This window comes from Uliginosibacterium sp. 31-16 (assembly GCF_030730865.1).
In the GTDB taxonomy this organism is placed as follows: Bacteria; Pseudomonadota; Gammaproteobacteria; order Burkholderiales; family Rhodocyclaceae; genus Uliginosibacterium.
In genome coordinates this window covers 76,512-95,703 of sequence record NZ_JAVALZ010000005.1, presented here as the reverse complement: position 1 = coordinate 95,703, position 19,192 = coordinate 76,512, and the positions used below count along the sequence as shown (strand labels likewise).

Below are 19,192 nucleotides of genomic sequence, written 5' to 3'. Positions count from 1 at the left end.
AGATTCCACGCACAACCGCCCCCGCAAAGATCATCATGGCTACCCCCTTTCGCTTGCGCCCGCTGCTTCTGGCTCTTGGTTGCACCTTCGCGCTGAGCGGCGCCGGCACTGCCTTTGCAGACACGCCTGGCGCCAAGTCAGAACCAGCACCAGCCTCCAGACCGCGTCCGCCGCTTTCCAGCGCCCAGTTGCTGCTCCAGATGATGCTCAGCGAGATCGCCTATGCACGCGGCGACGTGGACGGCGCTCTGGCAGGCTACGTCGACCTCAGCCGGCGCAGCGACGATCCGCGTATCGCCCGCCGCGCCAACGAGATCGCCACCACCAGCATCCTGCTCAACGCTTCCGGCAATCCGGCCGAAGCCGAAGCGGCGATCAAGGCGGCACTGACTCGCCAGGAAGCCATGCGCGGCACACTGCTGCTGCAACTGCCGGCATTGTTCGGACGCAGCCAGGACAAGGCGGCCGTAGCCCAGACCATCGAACGTCTGACCGCGCCTTACCTCAGTCTCCCGGAAGCTCAGCTGGCCCGTGCCCAGGCGGCCCTGGATGCCGGACAGAACTCCACTGCCTACACCGCCTCCAGTGAGGCCTTGCGCCTCAAGCCGGACTCCGAGCGTGCGGCCCTGCTGCTGGCCCAGAGTGCCCCGCCCGAGCGCCGCAAGGAAAGCATGGAGGCTCTGGGAGTCTTCGGTCAGCGCCATCCGCAAGCACTGGATGCACGCCTGAATTACGCACGCTGGCTGGCCATGGAGAAACACACCAGGGAAGCGAGCGCGCAGTACCAGAAACTGCTCGGCGAATACCCGGAAAATGACCAGCTGGCTTTTGCCATTGTCGGCATTGCTGCCCAGGCAGGCGACATGGCGACAGCCGAAGACCTGCTGAAACGCCTCATCCAGAATGGCTGGGGCGACGTCGAGCGCATACGCCTCCTGCTGGGCGAAGTACAGGAAGAGCGAGGGCGTCACGCTGAAGCCCTGCAGAGCTACGACAGCGTCCGCCTCGGCGCGCAGTTCGTTACAGCACAGATCCGCAAGGCCCGTCTGCTTGCCGCCCAGGGCAAGACGGATATCGCCCTGCAAAGCTTGCGTGATGCCGCCGCACGCAGCAGCGAACTCACCCCGCTGCAGGCGGCAGAAGCACAACTGCTGCGCCAGAACGGGCAACTCGAAGCCGCCCACAAGGTGCTGCTGGGCATCCTGGCGCGCGAACCGGACAATCTGGAGGCCCTCTACGATGCTGCTCTGGTTGCCGAGCAGTTGTCGCAGACCGCGCTGATGGAACAGCGTCTGCGCCGCGTGATCGAACTCAAGCCGGACCACGCACACGCCCTGAACGCGCTGGGCTATTCCTTTGCCGATCGCAACCAGCGTCTGGACGAGGCCGATGGCCTGCTGGCCCGGGCCATTGAACTGGCGCCGGACGATGCGGCTATCCTCGACAGCGTGGGCTGGCTGCGTTTCCGCCAGGGCAAGCAGGATGAAGCCCTGAGCGTCCTGCAGCGCGCCTATACCCTGTTTCCGGATGCCGAGGTCGCAGGCCACCTGATTGAAGTTCTGTGGGTCAGCGGCCAGCAGAACGCGGCACGCAAGCTCATGGCCGATGCACTCAAGGCCAGCCCGTCAAGCATCCCGCTCAAGGCACTGGCCGCCCGCCTCGGTCTGTAACAAGGAGTTCGCTTGACATCACGGTTTCACAAGTTCTGCATCGGCCTGTTTGTCTTGCTGCTGGCCGCCTGCAGCAGCCAGCCAAAGCCCGACCTACCCCCTCGTCCGTTACGTGACAGCCTGCAGAAATTCACTCTCGAAGGTCGCATCGCATTCAGTCAGTCAGGCCGCTCCAGCACCGTAAGGCTGAGCTGGGAACACGCGCCCGAAACAGACCTGATCGGCTTTGCCAGCCCGCTCGGCAATCAGCTTGCAGAACTGCAGCGCGATCAGCAGGGCGCACGCTGGACCACCTCCGACGGGGAGCGCTATGAAGCTCACAGCGCCGATCAGTTGCTCACCCGCCTGACCGACACGCCGATACCCCTCGACAGCCTGTCCCTGTGGGTCCTCGGCAGGATTGGTCGCCAAGGAGAAATTCTGGAGCGCGACGCGTCAGGCCGCCTGCTTGTGGCCATCGACAACAACTGGCGCGTGCGCATCACCGCCTATGAAAGCGAGCAGCCAAACGCCCTGCCCAAGTCCCTGGAAGTAGAAGGCAGCGGCTTGCGCGTGAAACTCGCCATCGAGGCCTGGCAGCTATGAGCGATTTCCTGCTCTGCCCGGCACCCGCCAAGATCAACCTGTTCCTGCACGTCACCGGCCGTCGTCCGGACGGCTATCACCTGCTCCAGACAGCCTTCCGCATGCTGGATCACGGCGACACGATCGGGGTACGCATCCGCAATGATGGCGAGATCCATCGCGTCAATGACATCCCCGGCGTGCCGGCTGAATCCGACCTGATCGTACGTGCAGCCCGCCTGCTGCAGGCCAGGACCCACTGCCGCCTGGGTGCCGACATCCGTGTCGACAAACGCCTGCCCATGGGCGGCGGCCTCGGCGGCGGCAGCTCGGACGCGGCCACCACCCTGCTTGCCCTGAACCACCTGTGGGCGCTGGACGTTCCCCGCAGCCGCCTGCAGTCCTGGGCACTGGAGCTCGGCGCCGACGTACCCTTCTTCGTTTATGGCCGCACCGCACTGGCTGCAGGAGTTGGCGAAGAACTCCAGCCGCTGGAGCTCACCCCTGGCTGGTACGTCATCATCGAGCCACCCGCGTCGGTGCCTACCGCAGAAATTTTTTGCGCAAAGGAATTGACTCGCGACACCGAGCCCCTCATAATTGCGGGCTTCGCAGTTGCCGAAACAGAAAAACGCCTGAATCAAGGGCGCAATGATCTGGAGCCGGTAGCTTGCAGCCGCTACCCGGTGATTCAGAAGGCGCTGGACGCTCTGAAACCCTTCGGTAGCCCTCGCATGAGTGGCTCGGGAGCCTGTGTGTTCCTGCCGTGTGGGTGCCAGGCTGAAGCGGAGACAGTAGTAAAGATTTTGCAGGCGGAATGGAAAATCTGGTGCGCTTCGGCGCTGGATAAACACCCGCTGCTGGCTTGGGCCAGAGATTGAAAGTTTTTTTGTTTGACGGATTCAAGCGTTGGGGTCCGGCAAGCAGCAAAGGTTTGTTGGGGAGTCGCCAAGTTGGTCAAGGCACCGGATTTTGATTCCGGTATTCGAAGGTTCGAATCCTTCTTCCCCAGCCCCATATGATCGGGCAGGTCACAGCCGAGGCTGTCGGCCTGCCCGATTTTTTTCTGCCAACGCAATTTCATGAGGTAGTCATGGCTTACCGCAGCCTGATGGTCTTCACCGGCAACGCCAATCCCAAGCTGGCCGCCGACGTCGTAAAACGCCTGGGCATTGCCGTCGGCTCCGCCACGGTCGGCCGCTTCTCCGACGGAGAAGTGAATGTCGAACTGCTTGAGAACGTCCGGGGCAAGGATGTTTTCGTACTGCAGCCAACATCGGCTCCCACCAACGACAATCTCATGGAACTGATGATCATGGTCGACGCGCTCAAGCGCGCATCGGCAGGACGCATCACCGCCGCCATCCCCTATCTCGGCTATGCCCGTCAGGATCGCCGCCCGCGCTCGGCGCGCGTGCCGATCACCGCCAAGATGGTGGCCAACATGCTGCAGGCCGTGGGAGTGCAACGCGTTCTCACCGTCGACCTGCACGCCGACCAGATTCAGGGCTTCTTCGATATCCCGGTCGACAACATCTACGCCACCCCGCTGCTGCTGTCTCACCTGCGCAAGGCTGAGCAAGGCGGCAACCTGATGGTGGTTTCGCCTGACGTCGGTGGCGTCGTCCGCGCCCGTGCCGTAGCCAAGCAGCTTGAAACCGAACTGGCCATCATCGACAAGCGTCGTCCGAAAGCCAACGTTTCCGAAGTGATGAACATCATCGGTGACGTGAAGGATCGCACCTGCGTGATCGTGGATGACATCGTCGACACCGCCGGCACCCTGTGCAAGGCTGCGCAGGCGCTCAAGGAACATGGCGCCAAACGCGTGGTGAGCTACATCACCCATGCCGTGCTGTCGGGAGCCGCCATTGCGCGCATTCAGGATTCCGAGCTGGACGAACTGGTTGTCACGGACACCATCGCCCTGCGCGACGACGCCAAGGCCTGTCCGAAGATCAAGCAGATCTCGATTGGCTCGCTGCTGGCAGACACCATGCTGCGCATCAGCAACGAAGAGTCCGTGTCCTCGCTGTTCATGGATGAATAAGTTTTCGGGCGGCGCCTTCGGTTCCGCCTTTTTGTGTCGGTGAAAGCCTGGTCGCGGGCCGCCACCCTTTAAGTCTGGAGATTCACATGCAATTCAACGTTAAAGCAACCAAGCGTGACGTGACAGGTACGGGTGCGAGCCGCCGCCTGCGTAACGCTGGCACCACCCCCGGCATCATCTACGGTGGCGACAAGGCTGCCGTTCAGATCTCGCTGGATCACAACGATCTGTTCCACGCCCTGCGCAAGGAAGCCTTCCACAGCTCCGTGCTGAACATCGAAGTCGACGGCAGCACCGAAACCGCCGTGCTGCGCGATGTGCAATGGCACCCGTTCCGCCAGATCGTGCTGCACATTGACTTCCAGCGCGTCGATGCCACTCACGTCACCCACATCAAGGTGCCGGTCCACTTCATCAACCACGACGTTTGTCCTGGCGTGAAGCTGCAAGGCGGCGTGTTCTCGCACACCATCAACGAACTGGACCTGAAGGGTCTGCCGGGCAAGCTGCCGGCCTTCATTGAAGTCGACATGAAGGATCTGAACGTTGGCGGCGTGATTCACCTGTCCGACATCAAGCTGCCGGAAGGCGTCGAGCTGGCTCACGCCACCGAAGGCTCCAAGGTTGTCGCTTCCATCGTCGCTCCGCGCGGCGGCTCTGCCGAGCCTGAAGCGGGCGAAGACGAAGCCAAGGCCTGATGAGCCCATCGGCTCCCAAGCTGATTGTCGGCCTCGGTAACCCCGGGGCCGAATATACCGAAACCCGGCACAACGCCGGGTTTTGGTTTTGTGAGCGCCTGGCGCAGGATCTGGGCGCCCGCCTCAATCATGAAAGCCGCTTTCACGGCTTCGTGGGCAAAGCCGGTGATACCTGGCTGCTGCTGCCACAAACCTTCATGAACCGCTCAGGTCAATCGGTACTGGCCCTGGCGCACTTCTATCGCATCCTGCCCGGCGAAATTCTCGTGGTGCACGATGACCTCGACATTCCTCCCGGTCAGTTGCGCCTGAAATTCGGCGGCGGGCTGGGCGGCCACAACGGCCTCAAAGACATTACTTCGCGCCTGTCGTCGCAAGACTACTGGCGCCTGCGCATCGGCATCGGACACCCCGGTGACAAGAACGAAGTGGCAAACTTCGTCCTGAACCGGCCGCGCCGCGAAGAGCAGACTGAAATCGATTCGGCCATCGACCGGGCTCTGCTGGCCTGGCCCAAGATAGCCAAGGGCGACTGGAACGCCGCCACCCAACACATCAACGCGCGCCCTGCGGCGCCCAAGGAAAAAGCATGAGCCTCAAGTGCGGCATCGTCGGCCTGCCCAACGTCGGCAAATCCACCCTCTTCAACGCCCTGACCAAGGCCGGCATTGAAGCGGCGAACTACCCGTTCTGCACCATCGAGCCAAATGTCGGCATCGTCGAGGTGCCGGATGTGCGCATGCAGCAGCTCGCCGAAATCGTGAAGCCCCAGCGCATGCAGCCCGCCATCGTCGAATTCGTCGATATCGCCGGTCTGGTTGCCGGGGCATCGAAGGGTGAAGGCCTGGGCAACCAGTTCCTCGCCAACATCCGCGAGACCGACGCCATCGTGAACGTGGTGCGCTGCTTCGACGACGAAAACGTTGTTCACGTTTCCGGCCGCGTTGACCCGATCGCCGACATCGAGACCATCCTCACCGAACTGGCCCTGGCCGACATGACGGCGGTGGAAAAAGGCATCCAGCGCGAAAACAAGAAGGCCCGCTCCGGCGACAAGGATGCGCAGAAATTCGTCGCCGTCCTCGAAAAGCTGCTGCCGCACCTGAACGAAGGCAAGCCGGCGCGTACCTTCAAGCTCTCGGAAGAGGATCTGGAGCAACTCAAGCCGCTGTGCCTGATGACCCTGAAGCCCGCGATGTACGTCGGCAACGTCAAGGAAGACGGCTTCGAGAACAACCCGCACCTTGATCGCCTGCGCGAGCATGCCGCCAAGGAAGGCGCGCCGGTCGTCGCCCTGTGCGCGCAGATCGAAGCCGAGCTGGCCGATCTGGATGACGAAGACAAGCTGGCCTTCCTTGCCGATATCGGCCTCGAAGAACCCGGTCTGAACCGCCTGATCCGCGCCGGTTACGATCTGCTCGGCCTGCAGACCTACTTCACCGCCGGGGTGAAGGAAGTCCGCGCATGGACCATCCACAAGGGCGACACCGCCCCGCAAGCGGCCGGCGTGATCCACACCGACTTCGAGAAGGGCTTCATCCGTGCCCAGACCATCGCCTTCGAGGACTTCATCCAGTACAAGGGTGAGCAAGGCGCCAAGGAGGCCGGCAAGATGCGCTCGGAAGGCAAGGAATACGTCGTCAAGGATGGTGACGTGCTGAACTTCCTGTTCAACGTCTAATGCCCGCAGACTCGCCGGAATTCGACATTCCGGCGCATGAGATCGAAATCACCGCCACGCGCTCACAGGGCGCGGGCGGGCAGAACGTCAATAAAGTCTCCAGCGCGATTCACCTGCGCTTCGACATCCCGGCCTCCTCGCTGTCCGACGCGCACAAGGCCCGCCTGCTGGCGTTGAACGATCAGCGCATTAGCCGCGAGGGCGTGCTGATCATCAAGGCGCAAACGCAACGCAGTCAGGAACTCAACCGCCTCGACGCGCTGCGTCGCCTGCATGAGCTGGTCGCCAGCACCGCCCGGGCGCCGCGCCACCGCACCCCCACCAAACCTACGCGCAGCTCGCAGCGCAAGCGTCTGGAAGGCAAGGCGCAGCGCGGGCAGGTCAAAGCCCTGCGCGGCAGGATCAGCACCGAATAATCGCACGCCCGCAAAGCCGCACCCGGCGGACTTCTTCAGGGCATATCCCTGCAGATCCGCAAGATTGCTGGCTATGCAGCACACCATCCTGAAGAAGTCCGCCAGAAGCGCCTGACCGGGCAGGCCCCGTTCCGTTCGCAGAGGAAGGCGCTGCCGTTGAGGGGCGCAGCTCGCGCTTGTGTCAGAGCGTGACACAGCACTGACTTTGTCCGGATCGCGAACCATACTCTGATCAAGCACAAGCTTCCGGGCATCGCGGCCCGATGGACGTGCCTTTAACTAAAGTTATAGGTATGCTGCGCTGGAACTACATCCCGGCGCCACTTGTTCAGGAGTTCTGATGTCTGCCCGTGTCACCCCTGCATTCCTTGCCAAAACGCATCTTGCCTTTCCACTGCAAGGCTGGAATCTGGCGGGCGACACCGCCGAGCCGGCGGCAGAGGGAAACGACGAGTTGTTCACGTTCCAGGAAGAAAGCGAAGACGCCGGACGTTCGTCCCTGCACAGCCAGACGCCTTGGGTGCTGCTCATCGTTGATGACGAGCAGCAGGTGCACGAAGCCACAACCCTGACCCTGCGCCGCGGCCGCGTCGCCGAACGGCCATTCCGTTTCCTGCATGCACATTCCGCCGCCGAAGCGCGCGAGATCATCAACGCTGAACCACAGATCGATCTGGTGCTGCTGGATGTGGTGATGGAAACCCGTGACGCCGGGCTCAAGCTGGTGACCCAGTTGCGTGGCCCGATGGGACGCAATGACCTGAAGATCCTGATCCGCTCGGGCCAGCCGGGTTTTGAAAACGACGCGACCGTGCGCGAGCGCTACCCGGTCGATGGCTACATGCAGAAAACCGCGCAGACCTATACGCTGCTGATGGAAGTCATCGGCAATCTGCTGCTGGGAACGACACCGGATCACCACAGCGCCTGCTAATCTTGCGCGCATGCACAACCATGCGTACATCGGCCGCTTCGCCCCTTCTCCCACCGGCCCGCTGCACATCGGCTCACTGATTGCCGCCCTCGCCTCCTGCCTGGAAGCGCGCGCTCACCACGGCCAGTGGCTGGTCCGCATGGAGGACGTGGATGCACCGCGGACCATCCCCGGCGCGGCCGACACCATCCTGCATCAGCTGGATGCCTGCGGCTTTGAATGGGATGGCCCGGTGCTGTGGCAGAGCCTGCGCCTGGAGGCCTATCGCGACGCGCTCGACACCCTGCTCGCGCAGAAGCTGGCCTACCCGTGCGGCTGCACCCGGCGCGAGATCGCCGACTCTGCACTGATCGCACCGGATGGCGCCCACCGTTATCCGGGCACTTGTCGCGATGGCTTGCCCGCTGGCCGCAGCGCCCGCGCCTGGCGCGTCAGGACCGACACCGGCACCCTGCGCTGGCACGACGCAATTCAGGGGCCGCAGCAGGAAGATGTTTGCGCGGCCGTAGGGGATTTCGTGCTGCTGCGCGCCGACGGCCAGTTTGCCTACCAGCTGGCGGTCGTGGTCGACGACGCCTGGCAGGGTGTGACCCACATCGTGCGCGGCGCCGATCTGCTGGATTCCACCGGACGCCAGATCTATCTGCAAGGTCTGCTCGGAGCGCCGCTGCCGGCCTACGCTCACCTGCCGGTAGCCAGCAATGCGGCGGGCGAAAAACTCTCCAAACAGACGCTGGCCACGCCGCTCGATGCCCGCAACCCGGTGGGCGATCTGCTGCGTGCATTGCGCTTTCTGGGCCAGAATCCGCCCACCGATCTGTGCGGTGCCAGTCTGGCTGAAGTCTGGTACTGGGCGCGGGAGCACTGGTCGCTGGCGAGCGTGCCGCGCGTTCGACAGCAGACGATTGCCTGAAAAGCCGCGTCCAGCCTGCCTCACGCAGCAGGCAGGCTGCACAGCGGCGGCTGACGGACATCTCCGGCAGCACTACCTGAAGAAGCCCGCTGCATGCGGCTCTTCAGCTATACGGATTGCCGTCCGCCATACCCGGCCAGGCCCATCGCCGCACGCACGGTGCCGTAGGCAAACCAGCTGAGGCAACGCAGCCACAGCCCCTGGCGCTGCCAGCGCTCGGGCGTGAGATCTACGCCGCCATCGACGATGGCGCGCTCCAGACATCGGCGCAGCCTTGCCGCAAACACCTTGTCGCGCACCACAATATTCGCCTCGCGCGCCAGCAGCAGACTGAAAGGGTCGATATTGCTGGAGCCCACGGTAGCCCAGTCATCGTCCACCACGGCCACCTTGGCGTGCAGGAAGCTCTTGCGGTATTCGACGATGCGCACCCCGGCGTTCAGCAGGTGCGGATACAACACACGACAGGCGTGAAACAGCAGCCAGTATTCGACCCGCCCCTGCAGCAGAAGGGTAACCTTTACGCCCCGCCCGGCCGCTTCAACCAGCGCGTGACGGAAAGCCCGGCCGGGGAAAAAGTAGGCATTGGCGATCAGCACTTCACGCTGCGCACCTTGCAGGGCCTGCAGATAGGCGACCTCAATGTCACGCCGGTGGCCCAGATTGTCGCGCACCAGAAAATCCGCGCGCATCCGGCCAACCCGCTTGCGCACCGGCGTCACCCAGCGCAGGGGCAGCTGGCGGCGCTTGAAACTGGCCCAGCTCATCATCCGCCACAGACGCACCATCGCACTGTGGATGCGCACCACGAGCGGCCCTTCGATGCGCACCGCAAAATCGAAACGCGGCGGGATCTGGCCCGGCGTATCCATGTCGTCAATGATATTGATGCCGCCCACAAAGGCGATCTGCCCATCTACGACCACCAGCTTGCGATGCAGGCGGCGCAGGCGATGTCGGCCCAGAGAGAGAGGACGAATTTCGCGCCGGTAGATGAAAACCTCCACGCCATCGGCGGCCATGTCCGCCATGAATTCATCGGCAAAATTCCGCGCACCGAAGCCATCGACCATGAGCCGGACCACGACTCCACGCAGGGCCGCGGCACACAGCGCAGCAGCCACCGAGAGCCCCGTTTCATCGCGCGCGAAGATATAGGTTTCGAGCAGGATTTCACGTTGTGCGGAATGGATCGCCTCAAGCAAGGCGGGGAAATACTCGGCCCCGGATTCGAGCAGCTTGAGGCGATTGCCGGAAAGGGAACCGTCGCTCATGGCAGGCTAACCTGTACGGACAACAAGGCATGATCCGACACGCCCGACCACGGCTTGCCCCAATGCACGGCAACCATTCTGGCCACCATGCCGCGCAGATAGATCCGGTCCAGCCGCAAGACCGGCAAGGAGCTCGGATAGGACCGGGCAGGCGCACCGGTCAATTCGGTAAACGCTTCCGTCAGCCCCAGGCGGAGCGGCAACCAGTCGTTGGCACGCACCCGCCAGTCATTGAAATCCCCGGCAATGATCAAAGGTGCCCGGCGTGGCACATGGTGCTCCACATACTCCGAAAGCAACTCGAGCTGGCGCTGACGCTGGCGCTCGGTCAGCGACAGGTGCACGCACAGACAGTGCAGCTCCTCACCGTCGGGCAAGCGCACCTCGCAATGCAGGATCCCCCGCTTTTCGAGCCGGGAGAGACTGACATCACGATTACGCGTCCGCTGGATCGGAAAGCGCGAAAGCACCGCGTTGCCATGGTGTCCGTGCTCGTAGGCGGCGTTCGCGCCGTATGCGGAATGCCAGTCGGTCCCGGCAAGGAACTGGTGCTGCGGCTGGTCCGGCCAGTCATGATGCCGTCGCTCATGCTTGTGGTGCAGCCCCTGCACTTCCTGCAGCAGACAGATGTCGGGGTCGAGCCCACGCAGACATTCACGCATCTGGTGAATCGCCATGTGGCGATTCAGATGCGAAAAGCCCTTGTGTATGTTGTAACTGCAGATCCGCAGGGTTGTTGGCATAGACCTTACATGCGAACCATCGGGTTCATGACACGGCCAGCATGCGCTCCAGCGAAAGTTTCGCCAACTCGGCCTCGTGGGCAGGCACGCTGATCTGATTGACCACACGACCTTCGGCGAGATTCTCCAGCGTCCACGCCAGATGTTGCGGATCGATGCGCTGCATGGTCGAGCACATGCACACCATCGGACTCATGAACTGCACCAGCTTGCCCTCGTGCTTCACTTCTTCGGCGAGACGATTGACCAGATTCAGCTCGGTGCCAACCAGCCATTTCGTACCGGGTGCCGCGTCCTTCACCACCTTGATGATGTATTCGGTGGAGCCCACGTAATCGGAGTGCTGGCAGACCTCGAAGGCCGACTCCGGGTGCGAGATGACAAAACCATCCGGATTGGCCTTGCGCCAATTGGCGATGTGCGAGGGCTGGAACATCTGGTGCACCGCGCAGTGGCCCTTCCACAACAGCATTTTGGCCTTCTTGATCTGCTCCGGCGTCAGGCCGCCATAAGGCTGGTCCGGATCCCACACGGCCATGTCTTCGAGCGGGATGCCCATCTTGTAACCACTCCAGCGCCCCAAGTGCTGGTCCGGGAAGAACAGGATCTTCTCGCGCTGGGCAAAGCTCCACTCGAGGATCTTCGGCGCGTTGCTGGAGGTGCACACGATGCCGCCGTGCTCGCCACAGAAGGCTTTCAGATCTGCGGCCGAGTTGATATAGGTAACCGGCGTCACCTGCTCGTCGGGCGTGCCCAGCACTTCGCGCAGATCACGCCAGCAGCGCTCGACCTTCGACAGATTGGCCATGTCCGCCATCGAACAGCCCGCAGCCAGGTCCGGCAGTATCGCGATCTGGTTCGGCTTCGAAAGGATGTCAGCCACCTCGGCCATGAAATGCACGCCGCAGAACACGATGAACTCGGCATCGGTCTCGCCCGCCAGACGCGAAAGTTTCAACGAATCGCCGGTCAGGTCGTGATGCTGATAGACGTCGGCACGCTGGTAGTGATGCACCAGCAGGACAACGCGCTTGCCAAGTTTCTCCTTGGCGGCGCGGATGCGTTCGTGCGCCTCGGCGTCCTGAAGGGTATTGAAATGGTCGAAGGAGATGATGGAGGTCTGCATGCGGGGACGGAAGTCGGTAAGGGGCCAGGCCCCGGAAAGCCGCAGATTCTACTCCTCCCGCCCGTCTCCTTGAACCACGCTAGCTTTGTTGCCATGGCAGGCCGGCATGGCGCCAGCCACCAACCCTGCCACGCTGACCATTGGCGTCCTTGTCACCCTCAAAACCTTCAAGAACATTGTAGCAATCGGGCATGCCGGCTTCGGTCGCGGCGATCGCCGCATTGTGCGAGCGCGCGCCGCTGCGACAGATGAACAACAGCAGCGACTCGGGATCTGCCTGCTTTTTCAGATGCGTGACGAAATGCGGGTTCGGCACGCCGCCGGGGTAGCTGTTCCATTCGATTTCAATGGCCCCAGGAATACGCCCCACCCAGTCCAGTTCAGCGCGCGTGCGCACATCAACAATGCGCGAGCCCGGTGCAAGCTGCAAAACGGTATGCGCCTCCTGCGGGGTCAGAGCCCCTTCGTAAGGCAGGCCCATTTTTTCGGCGCGCTCCTTGGCAAGGCGCAGGATATCGGTCAGGGTTCCCATGATTATTTTTATCCGTAGCAAGTCAGACAGATGACAAGTATGCGACGCGCAAGTCATTTTCCTCAACGCCCTGAATTGGTGCAGAATTTCCGCAATACGCACCAATTCAGGGCGTTTACGCAAAGCCACGCGCAGCAATGGCCTTGTGGCACAATCGCGACTTCCTGTGAGCCGGCAATGTGCCGGTCTGTATCGGGATACGGGCATTCTGCGGCCACGACTGGCATAGTCCATGCTTTATCTCGAAGAGTAACGCACGGCCTGAGAGTACGCCCTTTGTACTGGCAGCTGATGGCGGACAGGTACCGCAACCGATCAATTCTTCATTAGTTAGGAGCTGAAGTGAGCACGAAGACCCCTCTGGACGTTATCAAGCTGATCAAGGAAAGCGAAGCCAAGTTCGTTGATCTGCGCTTCACCGACACCCGCGGCAAAGAACAGCACGTGACCGTGCCGTCCCACGTTGTGGACGAAGAGTGGTTCGACCACGGCCACGCCTTCGACGGCTCCTCCATCGCAGGCTGGAAAGGCATTCAAGCCTCCGACATGCTGTTGTCGCCGGACGCCTCCACCGCCAACATCGACCCCTTCTTTGACGAAACCACGGTCATCATGACCTGTGACGTCATCGAGCCGTCCGATGGCAAAGGCTACGACCGCGACCCGCGCTCCATCGCCAAGCGCGCTGAAGCCTATCTGAAGTCCTCCGGCCTGGGCGACACTGCCTTCTTCGGCCCGGAACCCGAATTCTTCATTTTTGACGGCATCAGCTGGCACAGCGACATGTCCGGCTGCTTCGTCAAGATCAACTCCGACGAAGCCGCATGGGCCTCCGCAGAAGGTCAGGACGGCAGCAACATCGGCCACCGTCCCACCGTCAAGGGCGGCTACTTCCCGGTTCCCCCGGTCGACAGCCACCAGGATATCCGCGCCTCGATGGTGCTGATCCTCGAAGAACTGGGCATCCCGGTTGAAGTGTTCCACCACGAAGTGGCCACCGCCGGCCAGAACGAAATCGGCACCAAGTTCAGCACCCTGGTGCAACGCGCCGACTGGACCCAATTGCTCAAGTACGTGGTGCACAACGTTGCTCACCAGTACGGCAAGACCGCCACCTTCATGCCCAAGCCCATCGTTGGCGACAACGGTTCCGGCATGCACGTGCACCAGTCGATCTGGAAAGACGGCAAGAACCTGTTCGCCGGCAACGGCTACGCCGGCATGTCCGAGTTCGCCCTGTACTACATCGGCGGCATCATCAAGCACGCCAAGGCACTGAACGCCATCACCAACCCGGGCACCAACTCCTACAAGCGTCTGGTTCCGCACTACGAAGCGCCGGTCAAGCTGGCCTACTCGGCTCGCAACCGTTCCGCTTCGATCCGCATCCCGCACGTGCAGTCTGACAAGGCTCGCCGTATCGAGACGCGCTTCCCGGATCCGCTGGCCAACCCGTACCTGTGCTTCTCCGCTCTGATGATGGCCGGTCTGGACGGTGTGCAGAACAAGATTCACCCGGGCGAGCCGGCCGACAAGAACCTGTACGACCTGCCGCCGGAAGAAGACGCGCTGATCCCGACCGTGTGTGCTTCGCTGGAAGAAGCGCTGGCCGCTCTGGACAAGGATCGCGAGTTCCTGACCCGTGGCGGTGTGTTCAGCAACGAATTCATTGACGCTTACATCGAACTGAAGATGGGCGAAGTGAACCGCACCCGCATGACCACGCACCCGGTCGAATTCGACATGTACTACTCGCTGTAATTGGCGATACGTACAGGGGCTCCGGCCCCGGCGTGAAAAAGGACGGGCTTGCCCGTCCTTTTTTTGTACACCCGGCTGCCCTGCCCTGCGTTGATCAGGCTCTGGCTTGTATTTTGGCCTGTCGCGCATACACTTCGCGCTTACCCGAAAGTTCTTCAGGATCTGCTCATGAACCGGACTCACCTCCTTGCCGTCATCGCCACCAGCCTGCTGGCCTCAACCGCTCAGGCTGATATATACAAGTGCATGGATGACAGTGGCCACACCACCTACACCAACGGCAAGCCTGAAGCCGGCCAGAAAAACTGCGCTCTGATGACCAAGGATCAGCCCGTCAGCACGGCAGCCCCGCAGAAAAAAGCCTCTGCCACACCAACTCCGGCCTCTTTCCCAAAGGTTGATGGCGACACGCAAAAAAGTCGCGACAATGATCGGCGCAAGATCCTCGAAACCGAGCTGGCAACCGAAACGAAGGCCCTTGCCGCAGCTAAAAAAGAACTTGCCGAGCAGGAGGCCACCCGCCTTGGCGACGAGAAGAATTACCAGAAGTTCATCGACCGCGTTCAGCCCTACAAGGACAAAGTTGCGTTGCACGAACGCAACATTGACGCGCTGAACAAGGAAATAGCCAAGCTCAAATAGCCTGGCATGGCTGGGCGTACTTCTTGCTAACGTACATTCTTCATGAGCCCCCCCAGCCTGAGTTCACCTGAAAAAACCCTGTCATCCTCCACTGCGGGGCTTGAACTGCTTTCCTCCGCCGTCGTGATGGTCAGCGCCGACCGCTCGGTGTGCTACGTCAACCCTTCGGCAGAGCATCTTTTTTCGACCAGCAGCCGACAATGCCTGGGGCACCACCTCTCCGCCCTGCTGGGTGATTTGCCCGGCCTGTGGGCGGCACTGGACAATGCGCTGGCCAACAACTGGAGCCACACGGGCCAGAACCTGACCATCAAACGCCCCAAGCTGCCAGCCCTGCATCTGGACTGCACCGCCTCCCCGGTCGACCTGCCTCCAGCACGCCTGCTGCTGGAGTTCCGCCCACTGGATGCCCAGCTGAAAGTGGCCCGCGAAGAGCGCTTGGCCGAACAACAGCAAGCCAACCGCGAACTGGTGCGCAATCTCGCCCACGAGATCAAGAATCCACTTGGCGGTATCCGCGGCTCCGCACAGCTTCTGGAGCGGGAGCTGGACGATCCACAGTGGAGGGAATACACCCAGGTCATCATCGCAGAGGTTGACCGCCTGCAAGACCTGATGAACCGCCTGCTCAACTCGCATCGCATGATGCACCCTTCCATCGTGAATGTTCACGATGTGCTGGAACGCGTGTTGCGACTCATCCAGGCAGAGTTTCCCGACGTGACCGTGCGCCGTGACTATGACGTCAGCCTGCCGCACCTGACTGCTGACCGAGAACAGCTGATCCAGGCGGTGCTAAATATTTCACGCAATGCGGCGCAGGCCATGCAAGGTCAAGGCATCGTCGTATTGCGCACGCGAGCTGCCCGTCAGGTCACCCTGGCCAAGCGCCGCCACAAACTGGCACTGGAATTGCAAGTAATCGACAACGGACCGGGCATCCCTGCCGACATCCGTGACACGATCTTCTATCCTCTGGTTTCGGGGCGGGAAGGCGGCACGGGGCTGGGGCTGTCAATCGCACAGAGCTTTGTTGAGCAGCACCAGGGCACCATTGACCTGGATAGCGAACCCGGCCGCACCTGCTTCACGATTCTCCTGCCGATCACTCAATCGTGACCGGGCGTGAAGCCCTGACTCGCAACAGAAAAAACGGATTACCAGAACATGAATGCTGTCTGGATTGTTGATGATGACCGCTCGATTCGCTGGGTGCTGGAAAAAGCGCTAGCCCGGGAGAACATAGCTTTCCGTAGCTTCTCTGCTGCCTCCGAAGCCCTGGCGGTGCTGGATGCCAATGGCACACCTCCCAAGGTCCTGATCTCGGACATTCACATGCCCGGCGACTCAGGTCTGGTCTTGCTGCAGCGCGTGAAGGAAAAACACCCGAGCTTGCCGGTCATCATCATGACGGCTTATTCCGATCTGGACAGCGCAGTCGCCGCATTCCAGGGAGGGGCGTTCGAATACCTGCCCAAGCCGTTTGACGTAGACCAGGCTCTCGATTTGCTGCAGCGCGCGCTCAAAGAGAGTTCGCACCAAAGTGGTGCGAACGAATCTGCCACAGCCGTGCCGGAAATCCTCGGTCAAGCCGCCTCGATGCAGGAAGTATTCCGAGCCATCGGCCGCCTGTCCCAATCATCCGCGACCGTCATGATCAACGGCGAATCAGGGACTGGCAAGGAACTGGTTGCACAGGCCCTGCATCGCCACAGCCCGCGCAAGGACGGCCCCTTTGTCGCCATCAACACTGCCGCGATTCCACGTGATCTGCTTGAATCCGAGTTGTTCGGTCATGAACGGGGCGCCTTCACCGGTGCAGCAGCGCAGCGTCGCGGGCGCTTTGAACAGGCAGAGGGCGGCACCCTGTTTCTCGACGAAATCGGCGACATGCCTTCGGAGCTGCAAACACGTCTGCTGCGCGTACTCTCAGACGGCAATTTCTATCGCGTCGGCGGTCACTCCCCTGTCAAGGCCAATGTCCGTGTGATCGCGGCGACCCATCAGCATCTTGAGCAGCGAGTCCGCGACGGATTGTTCCGGGAAGACCTTTTCCACCGTCTCAACGTCATCCGTCTGCGTCTGCCGCCACTGCGTGAGCGCCGTGAAGACGTCCCCATCCTCGCCAAGCATTTCCTGGCGCACAGCGCGCAAGAGCTTGGAGTGGAAACCAAACGTCTTTCTGAAACGGCCCTGCGGCGTCTGCAAAGTTTTGATTTTCCTGGCAACGTGCGCCAGCTGGAGAACATCTGTCACTGGCTGACAGTCATGGCCCCGGGTCAGACGGTTGACGAAGCCGATCTGCCCGCAGACATGCGTGAAACCCTTGCCAGCAGCGGAACCGTAGCGGGCACAGACTGGGTGAGCGCGCTGAACGCCGAAGCAGACAGTCTGATTCACTCGGCTCCAGGTGAGGTTTTTGATCGTCTGAGCAGGGAGTTCGAGAAAAACCTGATCCTGCGCGCACTTGCGGCTACGGGAGGACGTCGTGTCGAAGCAGCCCAGTTGCTGGGCATTGGTCGCAATACGATTACCCGCAAGATTCAGGAACTGGGCATTGATGCCGGACGTGGCGAAGAGTAATTCGCGCTAGACTGCCGGCTTTTCCGGCTCTCTGCATGCCATGCCCGCCACACCTCAGGACGGACTTGACTACCCGCTGTTGTTGCAACATCTGGACGACGCGCGCACGCGCTTCGATGTCGACTGGCTTGCCGAATGCGAATCCACCAATACCGTGCTGCTTGAGCGGGCGGCACGGGGCGCTCCGTCGGGATCTGTGCTGGTCACCGACAGACAAACCGCCGGCCGCGGGCGCCGTGGGCGCAGATGGCTATCCTCGCCCGATTGCAGCCTGACCTTTTCCCTGCTCTGGCGACTGCCTCCGGCAATCTCGAGCGCTGGACTCAGCCTCGCGGTCGGGCTGGCTGTCGCACAGGCACTGGAGAACCTCGGCATACAGGGCATCGGTCTGAAATGGCCCAACGACATCTGGCAGCACGGGCGCAAGCTCGGTGGCGTTCTGATCGAGGTTGCCTTTGATCATGAAGGACTGGGCCTGATCATCGGTATTGGACTGAATCTGCGACGCGATCCGGAGTGGCAGCACCATCTCGATCAAGCCAGCGCCGCCCTTGGCGACGACGGCGCGCAATTCCACCGGGAAATTGTACTCGGCAGCGTTCTGCGCCAACTCGCCAAGATTCTGGATTGCTTCGGCAAAGAAGGCTTCACGCCCCTGCGTGACGCCTGGTGCGTACGCAATACCCTGCTTGGGCAAGCGGTTCGCATCAGCTCTGAAAATGGTGAACATCTGGGTATCTGCGGCGATGTGGCGGCTGATGGAGCCTTGATCCTGCATGTCAATTGCGGCGCCCATCTGCTGATCACCAGCGGCGATGTCAGCCTGGCGCCCATTCAAACCTGAATATCATGTATCTGCTCATAGATTCCGGCAACTCCCGCCTAAAGATTGCCTGCCATGACGGGCACGACTGGCGGCTGCGCCAAGCTCTGGACAACGCCAGCCAGATCCCTGCAGCACTACCAGCAGACTTCCAGCCACAGCGAATTGTCATCGCCAATGTTGCCGGGTCAGCCATGTCCGCACAGCTGGAGCATGTCATTCGCAGCCTCAATGCCCCTTCCATTGAGTGGCTCCGCGGCAGCCCAGAGCGCTGTCATCTGCGCAGCGGCTATGCCGACCCTCGCCAACTGGGGCCTGACCGCTGGGCTGCCGCAATTGGCGCATGGCAATGCATTGGCTCAGACTGCCTTGTTGTTTGTGCGGGAACTGCCACAACGGTTGATGTGGTACGCCAACCAGGTATCTTCGCCGGAGGATGCATCTTGCCCGGACTGGATCTGATGCTTGACGCACTCTCCACCAGAACTGCCGCGCTACCTCGTGCGCAGCCCGGATTGCCGCCAGCCTCCCTGCAAAGCCCCCCAACCGAAACCCATGCAGCCATCACTGCGGGCTGCCTGCACGCCCAGCTTGGTGCCATCGAGCGTATTTCAGCCATGCTGCCAACGGATAGCCCCATCCTGCTGGCAGGCGGATACGCAGCCACACTCGCCTCTTTTCTCGGGTCACGCGCCCAGCTGCAACCATGGTTGGTCATGGACGGGCTACTCGCCATCGCCAGAGACTATCCTCAAAATGCAGCAGCACATTCCTGACGAGAG

At 61.7% G+C, this 19,192-nt stretch carries 20 protein-coding genes and 1 tRNA gene; 17 read left to right on the top strand and 4 right to left on the bottom strand.

Going from position 1 to position 19,192, the window contains the following annotated elements:
* Positions 1–35 precede the first annotated feature (35 nt).
* From Q9Q94_RS16560 to gluQRS, 11 genes are all read left to right on the top strand, one after another.
* The gene (locus Q9Q94_RS16560) at positions 36–1,670 is read left to right on the top strand and encodes a tetratricopeptide repeat protein (protein WP_305981238.1); all 1,635 of its coding nucleotides are present in this window, start codon (positions 36–38) and stop codon (positions 1,668–1,670) included.
* 12 nt (positions 1,671–1,682) lie between these two features.
* A complete protein-coding gene (lolB, locus tag Q9Q94_RS16555; RefSeq protein ID WP_305981237.1) occupies positions 1,683–2,255 on the top strand; it encodes a lipoprotein insertase outer membrane protein LolB in 573 nt (190 codons plus the stop codon).
* On the top strand, positions 2,252–3,115 hold the full coding sequence (gene ispE / locus Q9Q94_RS16550; protein WP_305981236.1) for a 4-(cytidine 5'-diphospho)-2-C-methyl-D-erythritol kinase: 864 nt from the start codon (positions 2,252–2,254) through the stop codon (positions 3,113–3,115). The genes lolB and ispE overlap by 4 nt, the downstream gene beginning before the upstream one ends.
* Before the next feature lie 57 nt (positions 3,116–3,172).
* Positions 3,173–3,246, top strand: a tRNA-Gln gene (locus Q9Q94_RS16545).
* An 81-nt stretch (positions 3,247–3,327) separates the two neighbouring features.
* Positions 3,328–4,284, top strand: coding sequence for a ribose-phosphate pyrophosphokinase (locus Q9Q94_RS16540; RefSeq protein WP_305981235.1), 957 nt, complete (start codon positions 3,328–3,330; stop codon positions 4,282–4,284).
* A gap of 86 nt (positions 4,285–4,370) precedes the next feature.
* Entirely contained in the window at positions 4,371–4,982 is a 612-nt protein-coding gene (locus Q9Q94_RS16535; protein WP_305981234.1) for a 50S ribosomal protein L25/general stress protein Ctc, read from the top strand.
* A complete protein-coding gene (gene pth, locus Q9Q94_RS16530) occupies positions 4,982–5,575 on the top strand; it encodes an aminoacyl-tRNA hydrolase (protein WP_305981233.1) in 594 nt (197 codons plus the stop codon). The genes Q9Q94_RS16535 and pth overlap by 1 nt, the downstream gene beginning before the upstream one ends.
* Positions 5,572–6,663 (top strand): redox-regulated ATPase YchF, encoded by a 1,092-nt coding sequence (gene ychF / locus Q9Q94_RS16525; protein ID WP_305981232.1) that lies wholly within the window; start codon positions 5,572–5,574, stop codon positions 6,661–6,663. The genes pth and ychF overlap by 4 nt, the downstream gene beginning before the upstream one ends.
* Positions 6,663–7,079: an alternative ribosome rescue aminoacyl-tRNA hydrolase ArfB gene (gene arfB / locus Q9Q94_RS16520; RefSeq protein WP_305981231.1), complete on the top strand. Its 417-nt coding sequence runs from the start codon at positions 6,663–6,665 to the stop codon at positions 7,077–7,079. The genes ychF and arfB overlap by 1 nt, the downstream gene beginning before the upstream one ends.
* Before the next feature lie 340 nt (positions 7,080–7,419).
* A complete protein-coding gene (locus Q9Q94_RS16515) occupies positions 7,420–8,013 on the top strand; it encodes a response regulator (protein ID WP_305981230.1) in 594 nt (197 codons plus the stop codon).
* Positions 8,014–8,023: 10 nt separating this feature from the next.
* Positions 8,024–8,926, top strand: coding sequence for a tRNA glutamyl-Q(34) synthetase GluQRS (gene gluQRS, locus Q9Q94_RS16510; RefSeq protein WP_305981229.1), 903 nt, complete (start codon positions 8,024–8,026; stop codon positions 8,924–8,926).
* A 107-nt stretch (positions 8,927–9,033) separates the two neighbouring features.
* Here gluQRS and clsB read toward each other — a convergent pair whose 3' ends face one another.
* From clsB to Q9Q94_RS16490, 4 genes are all read right to left on the bottom strand, one after another.
* Positions 9,034–10,200 carry a cardiolipin synthase ClsB gene (clsB, locus tag Q9Q94_RS16505; protein WP_305981228.1) on the bottom strand — a complete coding sequence of 389 codons (1,167 nt, stop codon included), beginning with the start codon at positions 10,198–10,200 and terminating at the stop codon, positions 9,034–9,036.
* Positions 10,197–10,943, bottom strand: a complete 747-nt coding sequence (locus Q9Q94_RS16500; protein ID WP_305981227.1) for an endonuclease/exonuclease/phosphatase family protein — start codon at positions 10,941–10,943, stop codon at positions 10,197–10,199. The genes clsB and Q9Q94_RS16500 overlap by 4 nt, the downstream gene beginning before the upstream one ends.
* A gap of 25 nt (positions 10,944–10,968) precedes the next feature.
* Positions 10,969–12,069: a quinolinate synthase NadA gene (gene nadA, locus Q9Q94_RS16495; protein ID WP_305981226.1), complete on the bottom strand. Its 1,101-nt coding sequence runs from the start codon at positions 12,067–12,069 to the stop codon at positions 10,969–10,971.
* 79 nt (positions 12,070–12,148) lie between these two features.
* Entirely contained in the window at positions 12,149–12,601 is a 453-nt protein-coding gene (locus tag Q9Q94_RS16490) for a rhodanese-like domain-containing protein (protein WP_305981304.1), read from the bottom strand.
* A 360-nt stretch (positions 12,602–12,961) separates the two neighbouring features.
* Between Q9Q94_RS16490 and glnA the strand changes: the two genes are divergently transcribed.
* From glnA to Q9Q94_RS16460, 6 genes are all read left to right on the top strand, one after another.
* Complete coding sequence (glnA, locus tag Q9Q94_RS16485) at positions 12,962–14,362, top strand: type I glutamate--ammonia ligase (RefSeq protein ID WP_305981303.1); 1,401 nt, start codon at positions 12,962–12,964, stop codon at positions 14,360–14,362.
* 168 nt (positions 14,363–14,530) lie between these two features.
* Complete coding sequence (locus Q9Q94_RS16480; protein ID WP_305981225.1) at positions 14,531–15,004, top strand: DUF4124 domain-containing protein; 474 nt, start codon at positions 14,531–14,533, stop codon at positions 15,002–15,004.
* Positions 15,005–15,046: 42 nt separating this feature from the next.
* On the top strand, positions 15,047–16,123 hold the full coding sequence (gene glnL, locus Q9Q94_RS16475) for a nitrogen regulation protein NR(II) (protein ID WP_305981224.1): 1,077 nt from the start codon (positions 15,047–15,049) through the stop codon (positions 16,121–16,123).
* A gap of 48 nt (positions 16,124–16,171) precedes the next feature.
* Positions 16,172–17,587, top strand: a complete 1,416-nt coding sequence (ntrC, locus tag Q9Q94_RS16470; RefSeq protein WP_305981223.1) for a nitrogen regulation protein NR(I) — start codon at positions 16,172–16,174, stop codon at positions 17,585–17,587.
* 40 nt (positions 17,588–17,627) lie between these two features.
* Positions 17,628–18,431: a biotin--[acetyl-CoA-carboxylase] ligase gene (locus Q9Q94_RS16465; protein ID WP_305981222.1), complete on the top strand. Its 804-nt coding sequence runs from the start codon at positions 17,628–17,630 to the stop codon at positions 18,429–18,431.
* Positions 18,432–18,436: 5 nt separating this feature from the next.
* Positions 18,437–19,186, top strand: coding sequence for a type III pantothenate kinase (locus Q9Q94_RS16460; RefSeq protein ID WP_305981221.1), 750 nt, complete (start codon positions 18,437–18,439; stop codon positions 19,184–19,186).
* The last annotated feature ends 6 nt before the right edge of the window (positions 19,187–19,192 follow it).

What these genes read in the sequence shown, in the direction of transcription:
- Q9Q94_RS16560 (WP_305981238.1), top strand. Translation starts at nt 36, where the DNA reads ATGGCTACCCCCTTTCGCTTGCGCCCGCTGCTTCTGGCTCTTGGTTGC.
- ispE (WP_305981236.1), top strand. Translation starts at nt 2,252, where the DNA reads ATGAGCGATTTCCTGCTCTGCCCGGCACCCGCCAAGATCAACCTGTTC.
- Q9Q94_RS16540 (WP_305981235.1), top strand. Translation starts at nt 3,328, where the DNA reads ATGGCTTACCGCAGCCTGATGGTCTTCACCGGCAACGCCAATCCCAAG.
- Q9Q94_RS16535 (WP_305981234.1), top strand. Translation starts at nt 4,371, where the DNA reads ATGCAATTCAACGTTAAAGCAACCAAGCGTGACGTGACAGGTACGGGT.
- pth (WP_305981233.1), top strand. Translation starts at nt 4,982, where the DNA reads ATGAGCCCATCGGCTCCCAAGCTGATTGTCGGCCTCGGTAACCCCGGG.
- ychF (WP_305981232.1), top strand. Translation starts at nt 5,572, where the DNA reads ATGAGCCTCAAGTGCGGCATCGTCGGCCTGCCCAACGTCGGCAAATCC.
- arfB (WP_305981231.1), top strand. Translation starts at nt 6,663, where the DNA reads ATGCCCGCAGACTCGCCGGAATTCGACATTCCGGCGCATGAGATCGAA.
- Q9Q94_RS16515 (WP_305981230.1), top strand. Translation starts at nt 7,420, where the DNA reads ATGTCTGCCCGTGTCACCCCTGCATTCCTTGCCAAAACGCATCTTGCC.
- gluQRS (WP_305981229.1), top strand. Translation starts at nt 8,024, where the DNA reads ATGCACAACCATGCGTACATCGGCCGCTTCGCCCCTTCTCCCACCGGC.
- clsB (WP_305981228.1), bottom strand. Translation starts at nt 10,200, where the DNA reads ATGAGCGACGGTTCCCTTTCCGGCAATCGCCTCAAGCTGCTCGAATCC.
- Q9Q94_RS16500 (WP_305981227.1), bottom strand. Translation starts at nt 10,943, where the DNA reads ATGCCAACAACCCTGCGGATCTGCAGTTACAACATACACAAGGGCTTT.
- nadA (WP_305981226.1), bottom strand. Translation starts at nt 12,069, where the DNA reads ATGCAGACCTCCATCATCTCCTTCGACCATTTCAATACCCTTCAGGAC.
- Q9Q94_RS16490 (WP_305981304.1), bottom strand. Translation starts at nt 12,601, where the DNA reads ATGGGAACCCTGACCGATATCCTGCGCCTTGCCAAGGAGCGCGCCGAA.
- Q9Q94_RS16480 (WP_305981225.1), top strand. Translation starts at nt 14,531, where the DNA reads ATGAACCGGACTCACCTCCTTGCCGTCATCGCCACCAGCCTGCTGGCC.
- glnL (WP_305981224.1), top strand. Translation starts at nt 15,047, where the DNA reads ATGAGCCCCCCCAGCCTGAGTTCACCTGAAAAAACCCTGTCATCCTCC.
- ntrC (WP_305981223.1), top strand. Translation starts at nt 16,172, where the DNA reads ATGAATGCTGTCTGGATTGTTGATGATGACCGCTCGATTCGCTGGGTG.
- Q9Q94_RS16465 (WP_305981222.1), top strand. Translation starts at nt 17,628, where the DNA reads ATGCCCGCCACACCTCAGGACGGACTTGACTACCCGCTGTTGTTGCAA.
- Q9Q94_RS16460 (WP_305981221.1), top strand. Translation starts at nt 18,437, where the DNA reads ATGTATCTGCTCATAGATTCCGGCAACTCCCGCCTAAAGATTGCCTGC.